Here is a 20,325-nt window from a genome sequence, read left to right as displayed (position 1 = left end):
AGCCGCGACCATAAAAAACGCCGGGCTTGGCCCGGCGTTTTTGTGTCTGGCGAAAGGGATCAGCGGCGATCGCGTTTCGGCAGTACGTCCTTGAGCTTGGCATGCATGCTGCGCAGGGTCTTCTCGGTGCTTTCCCAGTCGATGCAGGCATCGGTGATCGAGACGCCGTATTGCAGTTCCGAGAGGTTCTTCGGAATGGCCTGGCAACCCCAGTTCAGGTGGCTCTCCACCATCAGGCCAATGATCGACTGATTGCCTTCGAGGATCTGGTTGGCCACGTTCTCCATGACCAGGGGTTGCAGTGCCGGGTCCTTGTTGGAGTTGGCATGGCTGCAATCGATCATGATGTTCGGCTTGATCTTGGCCTTGTTCAAGGCCTGCTCGCAGACCGCAACACTGACCGAATCATAGTTGGGCTTGCCATTGCCGCCACGCAGCACCACATGGCCGTAGGCGTTGCCCTTGGTGGTGACGATCGAGACGCCGCCCTGGGGGTTGATCCCGAGGAAGCGGTGCGGGCTGGAAACCGATTGCAGGGCATTGATCGCCACGGTCAGGCCGCCGTCGGTACCGTTCTTGAAACCCACCGCCGAGGACAGGCCCGAAGCCATTTCCCGGTGAGTCTGGGATTCGGTGGTGCGTGCGCCAATCGCCGACCAGCTGATCAGGTCTTGCAGGTATTGCGGAGAAATCGGGTCCAGGGCTTCGGTGGCGGTGGGCAGGCCCATGTCCGCGAGGTCCAGGAGCAACTGGCGACCGATATGCAAGCCGTCCTGGATCTTGAACGAGTCGTCCAGGTACGGGTCGTTGATCAGGCCTTTCCAGCCGACGGTGGTCCGGGGTTTCTCGAAATACACCCGCATCACCAGGTACAGGGTGTCGGAGACTTCAGCGGCCAGGGCCTTGAGTCGCTCGGCGTATTCGTGGGCGGCCTTGATGTCGTGGATCGAGCAAGGGCCAATAACGATGAACAGACGGTGATCAGTGCCATCGAGGATATTGCGGATCACTTCGCGACCTTTGGTCACGGTGCGCAAGGCGGTGTCGCTCAGCGGGATGTCGCGCTTGAGTTGATCGGGGGTGATCAGGGTCTCGTTGGAGGCGACGTTAAGGTCGTTGATCGGTAAATCAGCCATCGTGTTACTCGTCAGGTCACGGATGCCGGCCGCCAGCGATCCCCGCGCGGCGGAGCACAGCGGATTTGAGCGCGTCGGGGAGCGGAACCTTAGCGCGTTACCCGGTGGCTCGACAATGGGCACGCGGCGGTTTTATTGGGCTATGGCTGCACAAAAGCCTGGTGCACGCTGTCTTCGGAGTAGTCCTCGGCGTGCTGTTCGACCCAATCCAGGGCCAGGGCCTCTATGCATTGCTGTTCGCTCTGAGGCTCATGCAAGCGACAGTAGCGGGCGATCTGGCATACCTGTTCACCCATGCGCGCACTGAATAGGGTTTGCTCATCGACAAAGGCGATGCCCACCAGGTAACCGCGCTTGCGCTTCAGGCACCAGGCGACATAGCCGTTGTAGCGCGCATTCTCTCCCAGCGTCGGCATGTGCACTTCCAGCGCAGTGCCGTGACGCCAGGCCCTGTGGTAATTGCACGCCATGCCGCCGAGGCTGATAGTGTGCAACCGCTGGCGCGAGATGCAGGCGTATTTGCGTAGGGTCAATTCAACCGGAACATCATCAGGATGAGGCAGAAAGCGTCCCATGACCGCAGACTCCGAGTGTCGTCCATTTGACATTGTTTTCCCCAGTATAGTGGTCGAATTGGAACTGACCGATTTCGATATCGACCAGCAACTGCTGGGGCTGGGCGGCGTTTCCCTGGTGGTTTTCACCAGCCCAGGCTGCTCCAGCTGCCGTTGGGCCCGGGCGCAACTTCCTGCATCGGGGCTGGCGGTCGATCGACTGTGCTGGGTCGATGCAGGCGACAACGGTGGTGCGGTAGAGCGCTATCAGGTGTTTCATTTGCCGGCACTGTTCGTGGTCCGCGACGGTGAGTTTTATGGGTCCTTACAATCGCGCCTGACGCCCCGGGAACTCGCCGAGGGTTTGCGCCAGGCGCTGAATCGAATGCCAGAGGAGTTGCCTTGATGGGTACAGGTCGTAAACCGCGTGTAGGCATTATCGGGACCGGAGCGATCGGTGGTTTTTATGGGGTGATGCTGGCCCGGGCCGGTTTCGACGTGCACTTTCTATTACGCAGTGAGTTTGCGGCAGTTGCCGAGCAGGGGCTGCAAGTCAACAGCGCCGAGCATGGGCTGTTACACCTCAAGCCCGTGCAGGCCTATGCCAGTGCCGAAGAAATGCCGCCGTGCGACTGGCTGTTGGTGGGGGCCAAAACCACCAGCAATGTCCAGCTGGCGCCGGCGATCATCCAGGCGGCAGCGCCCGGCGCCAAGGTGCTGGTGCTGCAGAACGGCCTGGATGTCGAAGACAGCTTGCGCGCCGTGCTCCCCGAGTCGCTGCATCTATTGGGTGGCCTGTGTTTTATCTGCGTGCATCGCGCAGGGCCGGGGCAGGTCGAGCATCAGGCGCTGGGTGCGGTGAACCTCGGTTACCACAGTGGTCCGGCGAGCCATGATCCGGCCTTGAGCCAGGCGTTGGTCGAGGAGGGCGCGGCGCTGTTTCGTGAGGCGGGAATTCCTTCCCAGGCCATGAGCAACCTGCATCAGGCACGCTGGCAGAAGCTGGTGTGGAATGTGCCTTACAACGGCCTTTCGGTTTTGCTTAGGGCCAGCACCACGCCCTTGATGGCCGACCCCGCCAGCCGCGAGCTGATTCAGGAGCTGATGCAAGAAGTGGTATTGGGCGCCGCAGCCTGCGGCCATCAGATTCCCGATGGCTATGCGCAGCAGTTGTTCAAGTCCACCGAGTTCATGCCTGACTATTGGCCGAGCATGTACCATGATTTCCTCCACCAGCGACCTTTGGAACTGGCGGCTATCTATGCTGCACCTCTGGCGGCGGCACAGGCGGCCGGTTGCGAGCTGCCGAAAATCCGCGCCTTGTACCAGGCCTTGAGTTTTATCGACCGGCACCAGGCTTGAGGTGCATTTGTTGTTTTGAGCGGGAGGGAATATGGCGAAGGGTCTGGATGGCAAGCTGGTGGTGGCGATCTCGTCACGGGCGTTGTTCGATCTGAGCGACAGCCACAGGGTCTACCTGGACCAGGGCGTCGAGGCCTATAGGCAATACCAGATCGAGCATGAAGAGGAGGTGCTCGAGCCGGGCGATGCCTTCCCCCTGGTGAAAAAACTCCTGAGCCTGAATGCCAGCCTCGGGCATGCGCGGGTCGAGGTGGTGCTGGTTTCGCGCAACAGCGCCGACACCGGCTTGCGAGTCTTCAACTCGATCCAGCATCACGGGCTGGCCATTTCCCGCGCCGCGTTCGTCGGCGGCCGCAGCCCTTATCCTTACCTTGCGGCCTTTGGCTGCGATCTGTTTCTCTCGACCCATGCCGAGGATGTGCGCAGTGCCCTGGAGGCCGGGTTTGCCGCGGCCACCATCCTCTCCGGTGGCGCCAGGCGTGCGCAAAGTGCCGAGCTGCGCATCGCCTTCGACGGTGATGCCGTGCTGTTTTCCGATGAGTCGGAGCGGGTCTATCAATCCGGTGGCCTGGAGGCGTTTCAGGCCCGTGAACGGCAATCGGCCCGCGAGCCTCTGCCGGGCGGGCCGTTCAAGGGCTTCCTGGCGGCGCTCAATCTGCTGCAGGGCGAGTTCGCCAACGACAGTTGCCCGATCCGCACCGCACTGGTTACCGCGCGTTCGGCGCCGGCTCATGAGCGGGTGATCCGCACCTTGCGTGAATGGGACATCCGCCTGGACGAATCGCTGTTTCTCGGCGGGCTGGAAAAAGCCGCCTTTCTCGAAGCCTTTGCCGCCGACGTGTTTTTCGATGACCAGGCCGGTCACTGCGAGCTGGCTCGCGAAGTGGTCGCCACCGGTCATGTGCCCCATGGCATCAGTAACGAAGTCAGCAACTGAGCCTGCAAAACCGTGGTTTTGCGCCGGCCTTCCCACAGTTCCAGGCGCTGCTAAGCTGAATCAATCTCCGCCATCTTGGCAGTTGAGGAGGTCGTATGATTCGTTCGATGCTGTATGCCACCGACCTCGGTGTGTATGCGCCCTTCGTGATGCAACACGCCCTGGAGCTGGCTCGAACGTTCAATGCCGACTTACATGTAGTTCATGCCGTGGAGCCCATGGGACTGTTCGCCGAGTCGGTGTTGCAGAGCTATCTGGATGAGCAGTCGCTGAACGAGTTTCACCGCCAGGGCCTGAGCACGGTCATGGCCAATATCGAGCAGCGGGTGCTGGACAGCTTTCGCGAGGAGTTGGGGGAGGGCATGCAGGACCTGAGCCTGATCCAGTCGGTGCGGGTGCTGCAGGGCGATCCATCCCAGGTGATTCTGGAGCAGGCGGCGAAACTCTCGGTGGATTTACTGATCGTAGGAAGTCATAGCCACGGGGCCGGTACGCAAACCCCTTTGGGGCGCACCGCGACACGGGTTCTGCAGCTGTCCAAGGTACCGGTCTATCTGGTACCGCTGATGCAGCGGCGACGCCAGGGTGATGTCTGAGGGCGGGATGGAAAATTCTGAACAAAAGTTCTAGATTTATTCTCCTGACCATTAATATAGTTATATACCGTCGCTGTTACCCGTGGCGTCTACCTGCTTTGAGGGATTCATATGAAGCTTCAACAATTGCGCTACATCTGGGAAGTGGCGCACCACGACCTCAACGTTTCCGCTACCGCGCAAAGTCTCTACACCTCGCAACCGGGTATCAGTAAGCAGATCCGTCTGCTCGAGGACGAGCTGGGGGTCGAGGTTTTCGCCCGCAGCGGCAAGCATCTGACGCGCGTGACCCCGGCCGGTGAACGAATCATCAACACCGCCGGCGAGATCCTGCGCAAGGTCGAGAGCATCAAGCAGATCGCCCAGGAATTCTCCAACGAGAAGAAGGGCACCCTGTCCATCGCCACCACTCACACCCAGGCCCGTTATGCCCTGCCGCCGGTGATCAGCAGCTTCATCAAGCAATACCCGGATGTGGCCCTGCACATGCACCAGGGCTCGCCGATGCAGATTGCCGAGATGGCCGCCGATGGCACCGTGGATTTCGCCATCGCCACCGAAGCCCTGGAGCTGTTCGGTGACCTGGTGATGATGCCGTGCTATCGCTGGAACCGTTGCGTGGTGGTGCCCCAGGGGCACCCGCTGACCAAGCTGCCGAAGCTGACCCTGGAAACCCTGGCCGAATACCCCATCGTGACCTACGTGTTCGGTTTCACCGGGCGCTCCAAGCTCGACGAAGCCTTCAGCCATCGCGGCCTGACGCCGAAAGTGGTGTTCACCGCCGCCGACGCCGACGTGATCAAGACCTATGTGCGCCTGGGCCTGGGCGTGGGCATCGTGGCCAAGATGGCGGTCGACACCAAGCTCGATAGCGACCTGGTGGTGCTGGATGCCAGCGAACTGTTCGAGTCGAGCATCACCAAGATCGGTTTCCGTCGCGGCACTTTCCTGCGCGGCTTCATGTGCGACTTCATCGAGAAGTTCGCCCCGCACCTGACTCGCGAAGTCATGGCCAAGGCCATCGCCTGCCATAACAAGCAGGAACTGGAAGAGTTGTTCGACGGCGTCGAACTGCCCGTCCACTGATCCACTGCCTGCCTAGCGGACCTCGGTGACAGTGAACTGTTGCCGAGTGCCCGCCACCACTATCTCCAGTTCATCGTCCTCGAATTTGCCCAGCAGTGCCTTGCCCAGTGGTGAGCGCGGGGTGATGACGGTTACCAATTGGCCCACCACCTGCACTTTCAGGCCGGCCCCGTCAGGGCCGAGGAACAGCCATTGTTCGCGGCCGTGCTCATCCTCCAGCCCTAGCAGTGCGCCGACCTGGATGCCTGCCTGTGGGTCATAAGGTCGCAGGCTGAGGTTCTGCCAGAGGCTCAGCGCCTGGCGGATTTCCTCGACCCGTCGCGCCTGGCCCGCCGCCAGGTAGGCCGCCTCCAGGCCCAGGGTGTCGTACTTGTTCTCGGCGATATTCTCTTCGTGGGTCGCGGTTTCATGGGCGGTTTGCGCCGCCCGCACAGAGACCTGCAGGTCTTCGTGCAGTTGCTGCAGAATCAGTTGGCAGACAGATTGTTTATTCATGATCAATTACAGAATTGCAGGACATTGGCCCGGCTCTTTTCGCTTGGCGCGGTCTGGTCCTGTTGCAGCCAGAACTGGCACTTGGGGTTGGACAGGTTGCGCAGGTTGTTGCGTGCGTTATCCAGCGACTGCAACTCCTCGTTCTTGCGCAGGTTCTCCTGGTACTGCTCGAACAGCCGGTTCACCGGGGCTGGCTCGGCCACCGGCGGTTTCGCCAGTTGTTGCACGGCTTGCGCCACCGGCGCCAGTTGCTGGCTGAAGAGAAAGTGCGAAGCCAGCCAACAGGTCAGGGCTATCGCCAGGAAACCCAGCCACAGGCCCAAGGCAATGCTGCCGCTGAGTGCCAGGGCATTGAAGCTAACGCGCAAGGCGCGACGGGCGGGTGGGCGGTAGGACATGGTTGCCTCCTGGCGGGAGATAGTGGGCGAGGGCTGATTGTCGCACGAAGATTAATCGAGGTCGGCTCTTCTGCGCAGGCGCATTTATGCGGACAATCGGTGCCTTTGCCAATCGGGGACTGGAATGAAAGCCTCCTGGGATATTTTTTGCAGCGTGGTCGACAACTACGGTGACATCGGCGTGACCTGGCGCCTGGCCCGGCAACTGGTGACCGAGCATCAATGCCATGTGCGCCTGTGGGTCGATGACCTGCGCGCCTTTGAAAAGATCTGTCCGCAAATCGACCCCCAGCGCGCCTGCCAGCAGCAGGACGGGGTGCAGGTGTGCCACTGGCCGAAGCAATGGCCGGAAGAGGCCGCGGCGGATGTGGTGATTGCCGCCTTCGCCTGCCAACTGCCCCATGCCTATATGGAAGCCATGGCCGAGCGCGAGTCGACGCCGCTGTGGCTGAACCTGGATTACCTCAGCGCCGAGGATTGGGTCAGCGGTTGCCATGGCCTGCCGTCGGTAAAGTTCCGGGGGGTGCAGAAGTACTTCTTCTTTCCCGGATTCCAGGCCGGCACCGGAGGCTTGCTGCGCGAGGCCGGGTTGCTCGAACAGCGCCGGCAGTTCCAGGCCGACCGCCAGGCCCAACTGGATTTTCTCCAGGGCCTGGGGGTAGTCCCGGCTGCCGATACCCGGCTGATATCGCTGTTCGCCTATGAAAATGCCGGCCTGGGCAGTTGGCTGCAGGCCCTGGCGGAAGATCTCCAGCCGAGCCATCTGCTGGTACCCGAAGGGCGCATCCTTGGCGATGTGCAGCGTTGGCTGGGGGTCGACTCTTTACCGGTGGGCAGCGTGCAGGTTCGTCAGTCGCTGACCGTCCAGGTGCTGCCCTTCGTGCGCCAGCAAGACTACGACCGCCTGCTCTGGTGCTGCGCCTTCAACGCGGTACGCGGGGAGGACTCCTTCGTCCGCGCGCAATGGGCCGCACGGCCGATGCTCTGGCATATCTACCGTCAGGACGAAGACATCCACCTGGACAAGCTCGAAGCCTTTCTCGCCCTCTACACCCGGGCACTTTCCCCGGACGCCGGGGCGGCGGTACTGGCGTTGTGGCAGGCCTGGAATACCGAGGCCGAGATGGCCCAGGCCTGGAAAAACCTGCTGCAACACTGGCCGGAAGTTGCCGCGCACGCCGAGCAATGGTGTCTGGAACAGGGTTCACAGGCCGATCTTGCTGCGGCGCTGGTGCAGTTTTACCTAAATTGGATATGATACGCGGCCTAGATTTTTGTAAATCCCATCCAAATTCGGATATTCGCAATGAAAACTGGTAAAGAACTCAAACCCGGTACCGTGATCCGTATCGACAACGATCCTTGGCTGGTTCAGAAAGCTGAATTCACCAAGTCGGGTCGTAACAGCGCGATCATGAAGACCAAGCTGAAGAACCTGCTGACCGGTTACAAGACCGAAACCGTGTACGGTGCGGACGACAAACTGGACGACGTGATCCTGGATCGCAAAGAAGCGAGCCTGTCGTTCATCAGCGGTGACACCTACACCTTCATGGACACCACCGACTACACCATGTACGAGCTGAACGCCGAAGACATCGAGGCCGTTCTGCCGTTCATCGAAGAAGGCATGACCGACGTCTGCGAAGCCGTGTTCTTCGAAGACCGTCTGGTTTCCGTTGACCTGCCGACCACCATCGTGCGTCAGGTCGACTACACCGAAGGCTCCGCTCGCGGCGACACTTCGGGCAAGGTGATGAAGCCTGCCAAACTGAAGAACGGCACCGAGCTGAGCGTTGCCGACTTCATCGAGATCGGTGACTGGATCGAGATCGATACCCGCGAAGGCGGTTCCTACAAGGGTCGCGCCAAGGTTTAAGCCTGGTTCGAACCTGTAGATGAAAAAGCCCGACCTAGAGTCGGGCTTTTTTGTGCCTGGCGTTTACCGCTTCAGACGCTTACATGCAGGCGCACGTCGACATTGCCGCGCGTGGCGTTGGAGTAGGGGCACACCTGATGCGCCGCCTCCACCAGGCTTTGCGCTTCTTCCTGGGCCAGGCCCGGCAGGCTGATATGCAGGTCGATATCCAGGCCGAAGCCGCCGGGAATCTGGCCGATGCCGACATGGGCGGTGATCGAGGCGTTGTCTGGAATCTTGCGCTTGCTCTGGCTGGCCACAAACTTCAGGGCGCCGATAAAGCAGGCCGAATAGCCGGCGGCGAACAGCTGCTCCGGGTTGGTCGCAGGCCCACCTGCACCCCCCAGTTCCTTGGGCGTGGCCAGTTTGACGTCGAGGATGTTGTCGCTGGAAACCGCGCGACCATCACGGCCGCCAGTGGAGGTTGCAACGGCAGTGTAGAGAGTTTGCATGGTGGAGGCCTCGTACTGAGTGATTTTCCGCGCTAATTGTTCGCGCGCTAACTAAGTGCGAAATAAATGTATCGCGCTAATATTTAGTGCGCAAGATAAATTTCTGCAACTTTCCTCAGAAAGACTCTGAATAGAGCCCAAGCTTTTGATTTTAAAAGATTAAATTTTTCGAGCTGCGACCAGCCAGGCGTCAGAGGCTGTCCTGCAGATGCCCCCGTAGCCGTTGCAAATCCGCCTGCAGTTGACGCATTTGCTCCACGGTCCGGCCGCTGGCGCCAAGAATGCATTGGGGGATGTCCTGGGCCTGGTCCCGCAGGGCGCGGCCGCGCTCGGTCAGCTCGACCAGCACCACCCGTTCGTCTTCACGGCTGCGGGTGCGGCTCAACAGACCCTCGGCCTCCAGGCGCTTGAGCAGGGGTGTGAGCGAGCCGGGGTCGGTCAGCAGGCGCTGGCTGATCTCGCCCACCGTCAGGCCATCGCTCTCCCAGAGCACCAGCATCGCCAGGTACTGCGGGTAGGTCAGTCCCAACTGCTGGAGCAGGGGTTTATAGACCTTGGTCATCAGCAACGAGGTGGAATGCAGGGCGAAACACAGCTGGTTGTCCAGCAGCAGTTGAGCGCAGGCGTCCTGGGTGGAGCGTTCGGTGGTCATGGCGGGGCCTTGATGATGGATGGCGCTGAATCTAGCGGGCGAATGTTTAACGCGCCAGGCAATTCTACCCGGCATTCAACCCATGGCGCTCTGCAGTGCCAGGTCCCAGGGCGGAATCGGGCTGAAGCGGCTCTTCAGGTACTCCAGCAGCAAGCGGCTGCGGGCATTGGGATGCTGCTCCATGCGCAAGGCATAGATGCCGGCGGTTTCCGCCTTGGGCAAGCCCTTGTCGCAGAACAACGGCACCAGTTCCCCGCGCAACAGGTACTCACTGATCAGCCAGGTGGGCAGGTGGGCGATTCCCAGCCCGGCCAGGGCGCCGGAAAGCAGGGCCTCAGCGTTGTTGGCGCTGAGGCGGATACGTTGCGGGCGATGGCTCTGCACCTGGCCGTCAAGCTCGAAGCGCCAGGCGAACAGCGGCGCCAGGCCATCCCAGTCCAGGCCGTCGTGCTGGCTGAGCTGCGCCGGATGGCTCGGGGTGCCGCGGCTCTTCAGGTAGGCCGGGCTGGCGCAGGCAATGCGCACGATACTCGCCAGGGAGGTGGCCACCATTCGTGTGTCCACGCGTTGCCCGGCCCGCAGCACCAGGTCGACCTTGCCCAGGTGCGAGCCCTGCATGTCGACGAAGCTGTCGATCAGGTGCAACTGCACATCCAGGCCCGGATACAGCACCAGAAAGTCGGCAATCGCCGGCGCCAAGTGGCGACGACCGAAGGCGGCCGGGGCATCGATACGGATCAGCCCTTCCGGGGCATGGCTCAAGGACACCGCCTCGGCCCGGGCCAGTTGCAGCTCGGCGACTATGCGTCGGGCCCGTTCGGCAAAGGCCAGGCCTGCGGCGGTCGCCACCACGGCGTGGGTGGTGCGCATGAACAGGGCGGTGCCCACGGCCTGCTCCAGGCTGTCGATACGCCGCGCCACTGCCGAGGGCGTCAGTGGATGGCGGCGGGCGGCGGCGGAGAAACTGCCGGCCTCCAGCACATCGAGGAACAGCCCCAGTTGTTCGGTCAGGGTATTGGGATTCATTGAACAGCTCGCTTATGCGAAATCGGCAAAGCCATTGTGCGTTGCTGTGCGTTTCCGTGCCAGAAATGACTGAGTAGCATGCAAGGCCTCAGGTGAGGAGGGCGGTTGTGATCGAGTTGGCGATGTATCTGTTGTTGGGTGTGGCCTTGGGCACGGTCGGCGGGCTGTTCGGTATCGGCGGTGGCCTGATCGCCATTCCGGTGCTCGGTGTGCTGTTCGGCCTGGACCAGCAGTTGGCCCAGGGCACGGCGCTGGTGATGGTGGTGCCCAACGTGATGCTGGCGCTGTGGCGGTATCACCAGCACAACCGGATCGAGGCGCGTCACGCCATGCCCCTGGCGCTAATGGGGTTCAGCTTCGCCTGGCTCGGTTCGATCTGGGCGGTGGGTATCGATCCGCAGAAAATGCGCCATATCTTCGTGGTCTTCTTGTTGGCGCTGTCCGCCTACAACCTGCTGCGCATCTTCACCGCCAGCGCGCCGGCGGACTCGCGCATGCGCTACTCCTGGCCCTGGCTGGGTGCCTTGGGCGCGGCTTCCGGGGCCTTGGGCGGCCTGTTTGGGGTTGGCAGTGCGGTGGTGGCCACGCCGGTGCTGACCAGTGTCTTCGGCACCACCCAAGTGGTGGCCCAGGGCTTGTCCCTGGCCTTGGCCCTGCCCAGCACCGGGGTGACCCTGGTGACCTACGGCATTCATCACCAAGTGAACTGGCAGGTCGGCCTGCCCCTGGCGGCGGGAGGGCTGCTGAGCATCAGTTGGGGGGTGAAAGTCGCCCACGCCTTGCCGGAGCGACTGCTGCGGGCACTGTTCTGCGCCTTCCTGGTGGTCTGTGCGCTGCTGCTGGGCCTTAAAGCTTGAAGCCTTCGACAATATGCTCCGCCAGGCACTCGGTGATGGGTGATGGCTGATTGAGGTTGCGCACCAGCATGATGCTGGCTTCGGGCAGCAGCGGCAGGCCTTCAGCCGCGCCGAGGATGCGCAGGTCTGGGGTGATCAGGCTTTCCAGTTGCGCGGTGATCGCCAGCCCGGCGCTGACCACCGCCATGATCGCCGACAGGCTGGAACTGTTGTAGGCGATCCGGTAGTCGAGGCCGGCGGCGTCCAGGGCATTGCACGCCCACAGCCGGCAGAAGCAGTCGCTGTTGAACATCGCCAGGGGCAGGGGGCTTTGCTCATGGGGGGTGTAGCACTGCGCCGCGGCCCAGACGAAGCGCTCCTTGCGCAGCAACTGCCCCAGCTCATCGCCCGGTTTGCGGGTGACGATGGACAGGTCCAGGTCCTGGCGCTGCAACAGCTGCTTGCTCGATTCGCAATGCACCTCGATCTGGATCAGCGGGTAGCTCTGGGCAAAACGCGACAGGATGCCCGGCAAAAAGCGCATCACGTAGTCGTCCGGCGTGCCGATGCGCACCAGGCCCACCATATGCGGCTCTCGCAGGGTATTGAACACTTCGCTGTGCAGTTTCAGGATGCGCCGGGCATAACCCAGCAGCACCTGCCCCTCGGCTGTGAGCCGAACCTGGCGACCATCGCGCTGGAACAGCTGACGCTGCAGCACGTCCTCTTCCAGGCGCTTCATCTGCATGCTCACTGCCGACTGGGTGCGATTGACCCGCTCCCCGGCCCGGGTAAAGCCGCCTTCGTCGGCGATCGCGACAAAGGTGCGCAGCACTTCGGTATCGATGCTGGGGAACTGGGACATTGATCAAATCCTGAGATGTGTGGTGTTGGAAGCATTTTGCAGATTGATCTTATGCCTGCGCCGCCACTGGCGCCATCCTCGTCGCTTCCTCAAGCCTTGTGCGACGCCAGCCAGGCCAGCACCTGCAGCGCATTGCGGTCGGGTGGGAATACCGGGTAGAACACCTGCTCGATCTGCCCGCCCCGGATGATCAGGGTCAGGCGCTTGAGAAAGCGTGCGCCATTGAGTTCGAACATCGGCAGGTTCAGGGCCCGGGTCAATTGGCCCTGGGCATCGGACAAGAGGGCGAACGGCAAGTGCAGGCGCTCGACGGCTTCGCGCTGATAGGCACTGTCCTGGGTTGAAAGACCGAACAGTTGCTGCACTCCGGCTTCCCGCAGCTCCTGGGCATGGTCGCGAAAGCCGCAGGACTGCGGGGTGCAGCCACGAGCGCCGGGGGTCATGTCCCAGCCTTCAAGCAGCGGCAGGTCCGGACGCCCGGTACGCGGGTAGATATAGACCACCGAGCGGCCCGGCAAGGCAGACAAGTCCACCGCTGCGCCCGAAGTCGAGGGCAGCGCTAGAGCGGGCAGGCGCAGGTTGTTCAAGTGGCGGGCGGCGCCGTCGTCCTCGGGGGCTGGAATGCTCGACCAGTCCACGCTCAGCATGTCTCTCATGGTGGTTTCTCCGTTTCGTGGCAGGACATTGCAGAGCAGAGTGTCGCCCGCGCTTATCAAGTTCAAGTGGCACATTGAATAATGGCGCCTATTTGTCACGGAACAATGGGCAATTGTCCCGGGCATGTTGCTTCTGTTGTTTGCTTATTAGGGATTGGCGATAGTTTCTATCGGCCTTGGCTATAAGCTTGGATAAAATTCTGGTTATTGGCTATAGAGGCTATTTTGTTAATTGCGCGAGGCGATAAAAGATCGTGAATATCAACTGTGTCGATTAATGGTGCGTTTTATGGGGGCGCAAGTTTGCCTAATGCAATAACCGCTACTAGTGTTGCGTTTGCCATGTACAGATAGGCTGTACTGGGGTTGTGACCAACTTTGGAGGGTCCCTTCATGAGCGCAAAAGCGGAACATAGCGAACCAACTAATGGTGAACTTGCACAGCTCAAGGCCAAGCTCAAGGCCGGCAAGCTGGCACCGGAAGACCTCAAGGCCCTGGTGGGCCTGGTGGAACGCACGGAAAAAGCCGCCAAGCAACTTAGAGCAGCCATAGTCGAATAAAGGACGCTAACGCTTTGGAGGGCAGGATCAGACATGGAAATCACCACTCGCACGACTCATACCGATATATCTGAACCATTGCGTAGCCCTCCATTTTTAGCTCGCAGCACTATTGGCGAGCACTCGGTGCTGTTGTTGGGCAATCTGGAGGCCCCGACTTCAACACTCAGCGATAATGCCTTTATTGTCGAACGCATTGCCCAGAGCCTGAACTTGTCGACACTGGGCAATCAGTTCAGCGCGGAAGAAGTTGTATTGCTGCTGGGCGAGCAATATACCGCTGCCGAAGAGTTCGTCTATGGCCATCCGATCTGGAGAAAGATCAGAGAGGGCGACCAGGCGGCGTTACATGCCTATATCCTCGAAACCCGGCATTACCTGGCTGCCGCGGCGTCCAGGATGTGCCCCTCGGTCAGCCCCGGCCTGGGCTTGTCACCGCTCACGCTGATGCTCTCCAGGCATGCCCTGGAAGAGTGGGACCATGCGCAGTTCTTCAACCAGGCCCTGGACCTGATCGGCTGTTCCAGCGATATGGTGCGCCTGGCCAGGCCCTTGCCGGCGACGCTGGAGTGGATTCACCTGTCGCGGCATATCGCCGCCATGGGCGAGCTGGTTTCGGCCGCCTGTTCCGGTTTCATGGAGCACTCCTCGGTGGAGAAGGACGCGGTGCTGGGCTGGCATGACTTGCTGGTGCGCCACGGCCTGCTGAGCCGGACGGCGACGGAGAAGGTCCTGGGGCACTTTTCCACCGACCTGCAATACGGCCACTCCAACAACTGGAAACGCGCCGTGCGTACCCAGGACTGTCACCCCGGCCCCGTGGTGGCCAACCTGCTGAATGCCGTCTGCAGCCTCAGCGAGATGATCTACCGCTGGCTGTCGGCGCTCGAGCAGGGCTGCGCCAGTGCCATTGTCACCGCGGCGCAGGTGGTCAGCGAAGAAGGCCTGGACCCGCTATTGCGCGATTTCGACTCGCCGCTGGAGGTAGGCATTTTCCAGGGGCTGCCGGTCTGGCCATCGAGCGTGATGAGCCTGGTCAATGGCGAACGCAACGGCGACGACAACCCCTCGGACATAGTCGTTGCCACCTGCTACGCCCTCGGTCAGCGGGTGCCCAAACTGGCCACCGGCGGTGCGCCTTTCGCCACCCTGGTCGGGCAGATCCACCAACAGCTCTGCGGTGCCCAGCACAGTTGCGCCGACAGGGTGGCGGACATCGAGCAAATGACCACCGACTGGCTGGTGTCGGTGGACGGGCATGGGCTGTGGCAGCAGATGATCGATGGCTGCACCGATGAGCTGGTGATTGGCTACATGCTGGAGAATTTCCATTACCTGGCCTCGGCCACCCGCCATGTGAGCCCGGCGATTGCCGCCTGCCTGGACGCGCGGATCCGCGAGAACCTGCTGCAGCATCTACAGGACGAACTGACCCACTGCGACATTCTCAAGCCACGGCTACGGGAGCTGGGGGTCAAGCGCCCTGAGGCGATGCGCCCGTTGCCGACTACCGCCGCCTTTGTCGGTTACCTCAGCGACCTGGCGCGGCACGATTGGAAGGGCTACCTGATCGGCTCCACCTTCCTGCAAAAGAGCCTGAGCGAATGCCGCGGCGATGATCGTCACCTGAGGTTCTACTCGCGGGTTTCCGCCAACAACCCGCGCTGCGCGGCATTGCTGGGGGCCATGGCCGCCCATGACGAGCTGGACGACGAGTTGGGCCACGACCAACGACCTTCGCGCAATATCCAGTACCTGCTGGCCCGGGGCGAAGTCGGCCGCGACTCCGTGGCCCGCGCGGCGATCCTGCCCTCCTTGGCCTGGAGTTTCCTGGACGGCATTCGCGCCCACTATTGCACCGGTCGCGACTCGGTGCTGCAGCGCCAGGCCTGGAGCGCAAAATGAGCCGACCCTACTTCGAGACGCTAGAGCCCCTGGCGCGCCTGCAAGAATTGCTGTTCGAACAGGACGACTTCGAGGCGCTGGCCAGGCAACTGCCAGAACCGCGGATGCCGTTGGAACAATGGCGCGATGTGCTGCACAGCGAGCTGTTGTCGCTGTTTCGCTGGGGCTTGATCCGCACCCAGGAGAGCCTCGGCGAGCAGGGCGTGGTCCAGGGTTATGGCGAGGAGGTGCTGTGCCTGTTGCCCTACTACGGCTTTTGCCTGCACGCCATCCGGCGCGCCGTGCCCTTTGCCCTGATGGGCATACCGACCACGGTGTCGGTGCGCGAGGACCGCTATGAGGACGCGCTGGCAGTGATTGCCGAGTTGGCGACTGTCCTTGGCCTGCAGCCATGGCTGCAGGTCAGCCCACAACCTTCGGCCAGCCTGGTGATGCAGTTCTACTCGCGTAATGGCCTGATCGTACTCACCGGCAAGCAGTCCACCTACGCGGCCCTCAGAAAGCGTTACCCGGGGGCGCGGATCATTGCCGCAACCGGCTGTTGCGGGGTGGTGCTGGCGGTCCAGGAAGATCAGGCACGGCTGATCGAGGAGCAGCGCAAGCAGAGTCTGCTGTCTGTCAGTTGCAGCAACCACGGCTACACCATCCTCGCCGAAGCGCTGAGCCCTGAAGCGACGGTGCTGGCCATCAATGGCGTGCGGCCCGCGGCGCGCAGCACGGTGGAAGATGTGCTGGTGCAACTGCACCCGTCCATCGTCCTGGCGCCGCCCTCGAGTTCGCCCTTGCCCGACGATCTGGGCGGCTACAGCCTGCTGCAATGCGCCAGCGCCGCCGCGGCCAGCCTCGATGGCTTTGGGCGCGATCCCCGCGGCGGCTGGCCGGGGGACTATCGAGTCTAAGGCGTTACCGCTGCCTTGCTCGACAGCCGCCGCTGCAGCAGGCGCCGGGTTATTCATCAAATTTTGAGATGCACTGCATAAGAAACATTCGTTGGATTGATCCAAGGCCAGGGAAGAGACTGTCGTCATCGCCACTGGAGGACGAGATGATGAAAAGTCAAAGAGGTTATGCAGAAGTTCCTGGGCTGTCATTGGCGACGCTGTCGATCAGTGCCTTGTGGCACAAGACGCTGCGCTGGTATGAGCTGGGCCACGAGCGGCGCCTGCTCGCCGGGTTGAGCGATTCGGCGCTCAAGGACCTGGGGCTGAGTCGGGCGGATGTCGAGCATGAGCGGGTTCGCCCGTTCTGGGACGATCCGCTGCAAAAATGAATCCGTGCAGCGGCTACCCAAGCCGGGCCTCGGTGCGCTAGCGTGCGGGCAGACAAGGAGATGCCCATGCCCGCAGCACGCAGTTTCTCTCTCAAGCAGGCCCGGCGCCTGGCACTGGCCGCCCAAGGGTTCAATGGGCGCCAGGCCCCGGCCCCGATCAAGGCCGCGCGGCTCAATCGGCAGATAGAAAGCCTGGGCCTGTTGCAGATCGATTCGGTCAACGCCCTGGTGCGTTCCCACTACCTGCCGTTGTTTTCCCGCCTTGGCAGTTATCCACAGCAATTGCTCGACCAGGCCGCCTGGAGCCAGGGGCGGCAGCGCACCCTGTTCGAGTACTGGGGGCACGAAGCCTCGTTGCTGCCGATGTCCATGTACCCGCTGCTGCGCTGGCGGATGCAGCGCGCCGCCGAGGGCCGCGGCATCTATAGCCAGTTGGCGCGTTTTGGCCAGGAACAGTTGGCCACCATCCGCCGGGTGCTGGCGGCGGTCGAGGAGCAGGGCGCGCTGGGCGCCGGCAGCCTGTCCAGTCGCCAGGAGCGTGCCGGCCCCTGGTGGGACTGGAGCGCGGAAAAGCATGCCCTGGAATGGTTGTTCGCCGCCGGCGAGGTGACGGTGGCCGGGCGCCGGGGTTTCGAACGTCTGTATGACTTGCCGGAGCGGGTGCTGGCCCCGGAAATTTTCCGCCAACCCGTGCTGGATGAAGCGCAGGCCCAGCGGCAGCTGCTGTTGCAGGCGGCCAGTGCCTTGGGCGTGGCCACGGAAAAGGACCTGCGGGATTACTTTCGTCTCGACCCGGCTGACAGCCAGGCACGCCTGGCCGAGTTGCTGGAGTCCGGCCAGTTGCACCGCTGTGAAGTGCAGGGCTGGCGCCAGCCGGCTTATTGCCTGCCCGCAGTCAAGGTGCCGCGCAAGGTCGAGGCCAGTGCGCTGCTGTCACCTTTCGATTCGCTGATCTGGGAGCGCAACCGCACCGAGCGGCTGTTCGATTTCCGCTATCGCCTGGAGATCTACACCCCGTCGCACAAGCGGGTCTATGGCTACTACGTGCTGCCGTTCCTGCATCACGAGCGGATTGCCGCGCGAGTCGATCTGCGGGCCGAACGGGCCCAGGGACGCCTGGCGATACATGGCGTGCATGAGGAAGAGGTCGGGCTGGACGAGGAGGGCATCCAGGCCCTGGCCAGGCAGTTGCGGCAGATGGCTGGCTGGTTGGGGCTGGAGCAGATTCAGCTCAATTGCCAGCGCGATGGCGCACGGCGGTTGGGGCGGGTGCTGTTTTAACAGCTTCGCGGGCAAGCCCGCTGCAACAAAGGTGTGTAGGAGCGGGCTTGCCCGCGAAGGGCGCTTTAGCGCTTGACCTGCTTCAGGGTCTCGGCAATCAGGAAGGCCAGTTCCAGGGACTGGTCGGCATTCATCCGCGGATCGCAGTGAGTGTGGTAGCGGTCCGACAGGCCGTCTTCGGTAATCGGCCGCGCACCACCAATGCATTCGGTGACGTTCTGCCCGGTCATCTCGATATGGATGCCGCCGGCATAGCTGCCCTCGGCTTCATGCACCTGGAAGAACTCTTTGACCTCGGTGAGGATCTGCGCGAAGTCCCGGGTCTTGTAGCCGCTGCTGGCCTTGATGGTGTTGCCGTGCATCGGGTCCGAGCTCCACAGCACCTGCTTGCCTTCGCGCTGCACCGCTTGAATCAGCCGTGGCAGATGGTCGCCGACCTTGTTGGCGCCCATGCGCACGATCAGGTTGAGGCGGCCGGGATCGTTGCTCGGGTTGAGGATATCGATCAGGCGGATCAGCTCTTGGGTATCCATGCTCGGGCCGACCTTGACCCCGATCGGGTTGTTCACCCCACGTAGGAACTCCACATGGGCACCGTCCAGTTGCCGGGTACGGTCGCCGATCCACAGCATGTGCGCCGAGCAGTCGTAGTAGTCGTTGGTCAGGCTGTCGCGACGTACGAAGGCTTCTTCGTAGTTCAGCAGCAAGGCTTCGTGGGCGGTGAAGAAGCTGGTTTCGCGCAGTTGCGGCGAGCTGTCCATGCCACAGGCGCGCATAAAGGCCAGGGTTTCATCGATGCGGTCGGCCAGTTGGCTGTATTTTTCCGCCAGGGCCGAGTTGGCGATGAAGTCCAGGTTCCACTTGTGCACCTGGTGCAGGTCGGCGAAACCGCCCTGGGCGAAGGCCCGCAGCAGGTTGAGGGTGGCGGTGGCCTGGTGATAGGACTGCAACAGGCGGTCGGGGTCCGGCACCCGGCTTTTTTCATCGAAGCCGATGCCGTTGACGATGTCGCCGCGATAGGCCGGCAGGGTCACACCGTTGATGGTTTCGTCGTTGGCCGAGCGCGGCTTGGCGAACTGGCCGGCCATGCGCCCAACCTTGACCACCGGGCAGCCGGCGGCGAAGGTCATGACGATCGCCATCTGCAGCAGTACCTTGAAGGTGTCGCGGATCTTCGCCGCAGAGAACTCGGCAAAGCTTTCGGCGCAATCGCCGCCCTGCAGCAGAAAGGCCCGGCCCTGGGTGACTTCAGCGAACTGGCGACGCAACTCCCGGGCTTCGCCGGCAAATACCAGTGGTGGATAACTGGCCAGGGTTTGCTCCACCTGCAGCAGGTGCGCCGCGTCGGGATAGTGGGGTTGTTGCTGGATCGGCAGGGCGCGCCAGCTGTCGGGGCTCCAGGGTTGGCTCATCGCGGACTCGAGTGCTTTACGGTGGGAGAGGCATGTTAGCAGCAAATTAGTGCGTGACCTGTTCCTCTTGCTTGGCCGACAATCGCGCCTTTCCCGCTCGTCGCCGAGCGTTTGGTTTATTGCGCCGCAGCGCTTTTGCGTCGACGCCGCTAGGAGATGAAATGACTGAGGAGCGCGTCGAGCGCCTGCTCGCCGAAGTGCACGACTCGTTCGGCATGATCCGGGTATATGAAGTGGATGATTACCGCTTTCTCGAATTTGGCGATGCCATCGAGCAAAGCTGCGTGTTCACCGCCGACCCCAGTTGGCTGGAGTACGACTACACCCGGGCCATGCTGATTGGCGCCCTGTGCCACGCCGCGCCGGAAAGCGCGCTGTTTCTTGGCCTGGGGGCCGGCACCCTGACCCAGGCCTGCCTGAAGTTCCTGCCCCTGGAAGACGTCGAGGCCATCGAGCTGCGCCCGGATGTGCCACGCCTGGCCATCGAATACCTGGGGCTGGACGACGATCCGCGCCTCTATATAAGAGTGGGCGATGCCCTGGAACTGCTGGACAGCGCCGAGTCGGCGGACCTGATCTTCGTCGACCTGTACACCGATGTCGGCCCCGGCGTCGGGCACCTGGCCTGGAGTTTCCTGGAGAACTGCCAGAAGCGCCTCAACCCTGGCGGCTGGCTGGTGATCAACCAGTGGGCCACCGACGACGGCAAGCCCCTGGGCGCGGCGCTGTTGCGCGGGCTCTACCATCGGCATTACTGGGAACTGCCGGTGAAGGAGGGCAACGTGATCCTGATCGTGCCGTCCGATCTCGACCAGGAGCTGGACTTGCCCGCCTTGAATGCCCGGGCCGAAGCCCTGGCGCCGCGCCTGGGCTATTCGTTGCAGCCATTGATCAAGGCCATCCGTCCCGCCACCTGAGGTTGCGGGG

The 20,325-nt window shown here is 62.3% G+C and carries 24 protein-coding genes; 14 read left to right on the top strand and 10 right to left on the bottom strand.

Features of this window, described 5'->3' with window-relative positions:
* Positions 1 to 59: 59 nt before the first annotated feature.
* Together J4P02_RS13130 and J4P02_RS13125 are read right to left on the bottom strand one after the other, a co-directional pair.
* Positions 60 to 1,136, bottom strand: coding sequence for a 3-deoxy-7-phosphoheptulonate synthase (locus tag J4P02_RS13130; RefSeq protein ID WP_426190835.1), 1,077 nt, complete (start codon positions 1,134 to 1,136; stop codon positions 60 to 62).
* Positions 1,137 to 1,276: 140 nt separating this feature from the next.
* A complete protein-coding gene (locus J4P02_RS13125) occupies positions 1,277 to 1,711 on the bottom strand; it encodes a PilZ domain-containing protein (RefSeq protein WP_426190833.1) in 435 nt (144 codons plus the stop codon).
* Between J4P02_RS13125 and J4P02_RS13120 the strand changes: the two genes are divergently transcribed.
* The 5 genes from J4P02_RS13120 to cysB all read left to right on the top strand — a co-directional run bounded on the left by J4P02_RS13120 (position 1,710) and on the right by cysB (position 5,671).
* Positions 1,710 to 2,096 (top strand): thioredoxin family protein, encoded by a 387-nt coding sequence (locus tag J4P02_RS13120; RefSeq protein WP_426190831.1) that lies wholly within the window; start codon positions 1,710 to 1,712, stop codon positions 2,094 to 2,096. The genes J4P02_RS13125 and J4P02_RS13120 overlap by 2 nt on opposite strands.
* Positions 2,096 to 3,052: a putative 2-dehydropantoate 2-reductase gene (locus tag J4P02_RS13115; protein WP_426190829.1), complete on the top strand. Its 957-nt coding sequence runs from the start codon at positions 2,096 to 2,098 to the stop codon at positions 3,050 to 3,052. Before J4P02_RS13120 ends, J4P02_RS13115 begins: the two co-directional genes overlap by 1 nt.
* A 31-nt stretch (positions 3,053 to 3,083) precedes the next feature.
* Positions 3,084 to 3,989 (top strand): 5'-nucleotidase, encoded by a 906-nt coding sequence (locus J4P02_RS13110; protein WP_426190827.1) that lies wholly within the window; start codon positions 3,084 to 3,086, stop codon positions 3,987 to 3,989.
* Between the two features lie 95 nt (positions 3,990 to 4,084).
* Positions 4,085 to 4,585, top strand: coding sequence for a universal stress protein (locus J4P02_RS13105; protein ID WP_426190825.1), 501 nt, complete (start codon positions 4,085 to 4,087; stop codon positions 4,583 to 4,585).
* Positions 4,586 to 4,696: 111 nt separating this feature from the next.
* Positions 4,697 to 5,671 carry an HTH-type transcriptional regulator CysB gene (cysB, locus tag J4P02_RS13100; RefSeq protein ID WP_426190823.1) on the top strand — a complete coding sequence of 325 codons (975 nt, stop codon included), beginning with the start codon at positions 4,697 to 4,699 and terminating at the stop codon, positions 5,669 to 5,671.
* A 12-nt stretch (positions 5,672 to 5,683) separates the two neighbouring features.
* On the opposite strand, the gene J4P02_RS13095 is transcribed toward cysB, so the two are convergent.
* Both J4P02_RS13095 and J4P02_RS13090 read right to left on the bottom strand, forming a co-directional pair.
* Complete coding sequence (locus J4P02_RS13095; RefSeq protein WP_426190821.1) at positions 5,684 to 6,166, bottom strand: GreA/GreB family elongation factor; 483 nt, start codon at positions 6,164 to 6,166, stop codon at positions 5,684 to 5,686.
* A 2-nt stretch (positions 6,167 to 6,168) separates the two neighbouring features.
* A complete protein-coding gene (locus J4P02_RS13090; protein ID WP_426190819.1) occupies positions 6,169 to 6,564 on the bottom strand; it encodes a hypothetical protein in 396 nt (131 codons plus the stop codon).
* A gap of 124 nt (positions 6,565 to 6,688) precedes the next feature.
* Between J4P02_RS13090 and earP the strand changes: the two genes are divergently transcribed.
* Positions 6,689 to 7,822 (top strand): elongation factor P maturation arginine rhamnosyltransferase EarP, encoded by a 1,134-nt coding sequence (earP, locus tag J4P02_RS13085; RefSeq protein ID WP_426190817.1) that lies wholly within the window; start codon positions 6,689 to 6,691, stop codon positions 7,820 to 7,822.
* Between the two features lie 48 nt (positions 7,823 to 7,870).
* Positions 7,871 to 8,443: an elongation factor P gene (locus tag J4P02_RS13080; RefSeq protein WP_426190815.1), complete on the top strand. Its 573-nt coding sequence runs from the start codon at positions 7,871 to 7,873 to the stop codon at positions 8,441 to 8,443.
* Between the two features lie 71 nt (positions 8,444 to 8,514).
* Here the strand turns inward: J4P02_RS13080 and J4P02_RS13075 are convergent, their stop codons facing one another.
* The 3 genes from J4P02_RS13075 to J4P02_RS13065 form a co-directional block, all read right to left on the bottom strand.
* On the bottom strand, positions 8,515 to 8,934 hold the full coding sequence (locus J4P02_RS13075; protein WP_426190813.1) for an organic hydroperoxide resistance protein: 420 nt from the start codon (positions 8,932 to 8,934) through the stop codon (positions 8,515 to 8,517).
* A gap of 190 nt (positions 8,935 to 9,124) precedes the next feature.
* The gene (locus J4P02_RS13070) at positions 9,125 to 9,586 is read right to left on the bottom strand and encodes a MarR family winged helix-turn-helix transcriptional regulator (protein ID WP_426190811.1); all 462 of its coding nucleotides are present in this window, start codon (positions 9,584 to 9,586) and stop codon (positions 9,125 to 9,127) included.
* Between the two features lie 75 nt (positions 9,587 to 9,661).
* Positions 9,662 to 10,612 carry a LysR substrate-binding domain-containing protein gene (locus tag J4P02_RS13065; protein ID WP_426190809.1) on the bottom strand — a complete coding sequence of 317 codons (951 nt, stop codon included), beginning with the start codon at positions 10,610 to 10,612 and terminating at the stop codon, positions 9,662 to 9,664.
* 107 nt (positions 10,613 to 10,719) lie between these two features.
* On the opposite strand from J4P02_RS13065, the gene J4P02_RS13060 reads away from it, so the two are divergent.
* A complete protein-coding gene (locus J4P02_RS13060) occupies positions 10,720 to 11,469 on the top strand; it encodes a sulfite exporter TauE/SafE family protein (protein ID WP_426190807.1) in 750 nt (249 codons plus the stop codon).
* Here the strand turns inward: J4P02_RS13060 and J4P02_RS13055 are convergent.
* Positions 11,459 to 12,313, bottom strand: coding sequence for a LysR substrate-binding domain-containing protein (locus J4P02_RS13055; RefSeq protein WP_426190805.1), 855 nt, complete (start codon positions 12,311 to 12,313; stop codon positions 11,459 to 11,461). The two genes, J4P02_RS13060 and J4P02_RS13055, sit on opposite strands and share 11 nt — an antisense overlap.
* Before the next feature lie 89 nt (positions 12,314 to 12,402).
* Entirely contained in the window at positions 12,403 to 12,969 is a 567-nt protein-coding gene (locus J4P02_RS13050; RefSeq protein ID WP_426190803.1) for a peroxiredoxin, read from the bottom strand.
* Positions 12,970 to 13,362: 393 nt separating this feature from the next.
* Between J4P02_RS13050 and J4P02_RS13045 the strand changes: the two genes are divergently transcribed.
* From J4P02_RS13045 to J4P02_RS13025, 5 genes are all read left to right on the top strand, one after another.
* Positions 13,363 to 13,530, top strand: coding sequence for a hypothetical protein (locus tag J4P02_RS13045; protein WP_426190801.1), 168 nt, complete (start codon positions 13,363 to 13,365; stop codon positions 13,528 to 13,530).
* A gap of 126 nt (positions 13,531 to 13,656) precedes the next feature.
* A complete protein-coding gene (locus J4P02_RS13040) occupies positions 13,657 to 15,435 on the top strand; it encodes a hypothetical protein (RefSeq protein WP_426190799.1) in 1,779 nt (592 codons plus the stop codon).
* On the top strand, positions 15,432 to 16,334 hold the full coding sequence (locus tag J4P02_RS13035; protein ID WP_426190797.1) for a hypothetical protein: 903 nt from the start codon (positions 15,432 to 15,434) through the stop codon (positions 16,332 to 16,334). Before J4P02_RS13040 ends, J4P02_RS13035 begins: the two co-directional genes overlap by 4 nt.
* A 149-nt stretch (positions 16,335 to 16,483) precedes the next feature.
* Positions 16,484 to 16,705, top strand: coding sequence for a DUF1127 domain-containing protein (locus tag J4P02_RS13030; protein WP_426190795.1), 222 nt, complete (start codon positions 16,484 to 16,486; stop codon positions 16,703 to 16,705).
* Positions 16,706 to 16,771: 66 nt separating this feature from the next.
* On the top strand, positions 16,772 to 17,986 hold the full coding sequence (locus J4P02_RS13025) for a winged helix-turn-helix domain-containing protein (protein ID WP_426190793.1): 1,215 nt from the start codon (positions 16,772 to 16,774) through the stop codon (positions 17,984 to 17,986).
* A gap of 65 nt (positions 17,987 to 18,051) precedes the next feature.
* Here the strand turns inward: J4P02_RS13025 and J4P02_RS13020 are convergent, their stop codons facing one another.
* Positions 18,052 to 19,398, bottom strand: coding sequence for a class II 3-deoxy-7-phosphoheptulonate synthase (locus J4P02_RS13020; protein WP_426190791.1), 1,347 nt, complete (start codon positions 19,396 to 19,398; stop codon positions 18,052 to 18,054).
* A 161-nt stretch (positions 19,399 to 19,559) separates the two neighbouring features.
* Here J4P02_RS13020 and J4P02_RS13015 point away from each other — a divergent pair, with 161 nt between their 5' ends.
* Entirely contained in the window at positions 19,560 to 20,315 is a 756-nt protein-coding gene (locus J4P02_RS13015; protein ID WP_426190789.1) for a spermidine synthase, read from the top strand.
* Positions 20,316 to 20,325: the final 10 nt, after the last annotated feature.

This window comes from Pseudomonas sp. NFXW11 (genome assembly GCF_049887815.1).
Classification (GTDB): Bacteria; Pseudomonadota; Gammaproteobacteria; order Pseudomonadales; family Pseudomonadaceae; genus Aquipseudomonas.
This window is presented reverse-complemented; position numbering and strand designations above follow the sequence as displayed.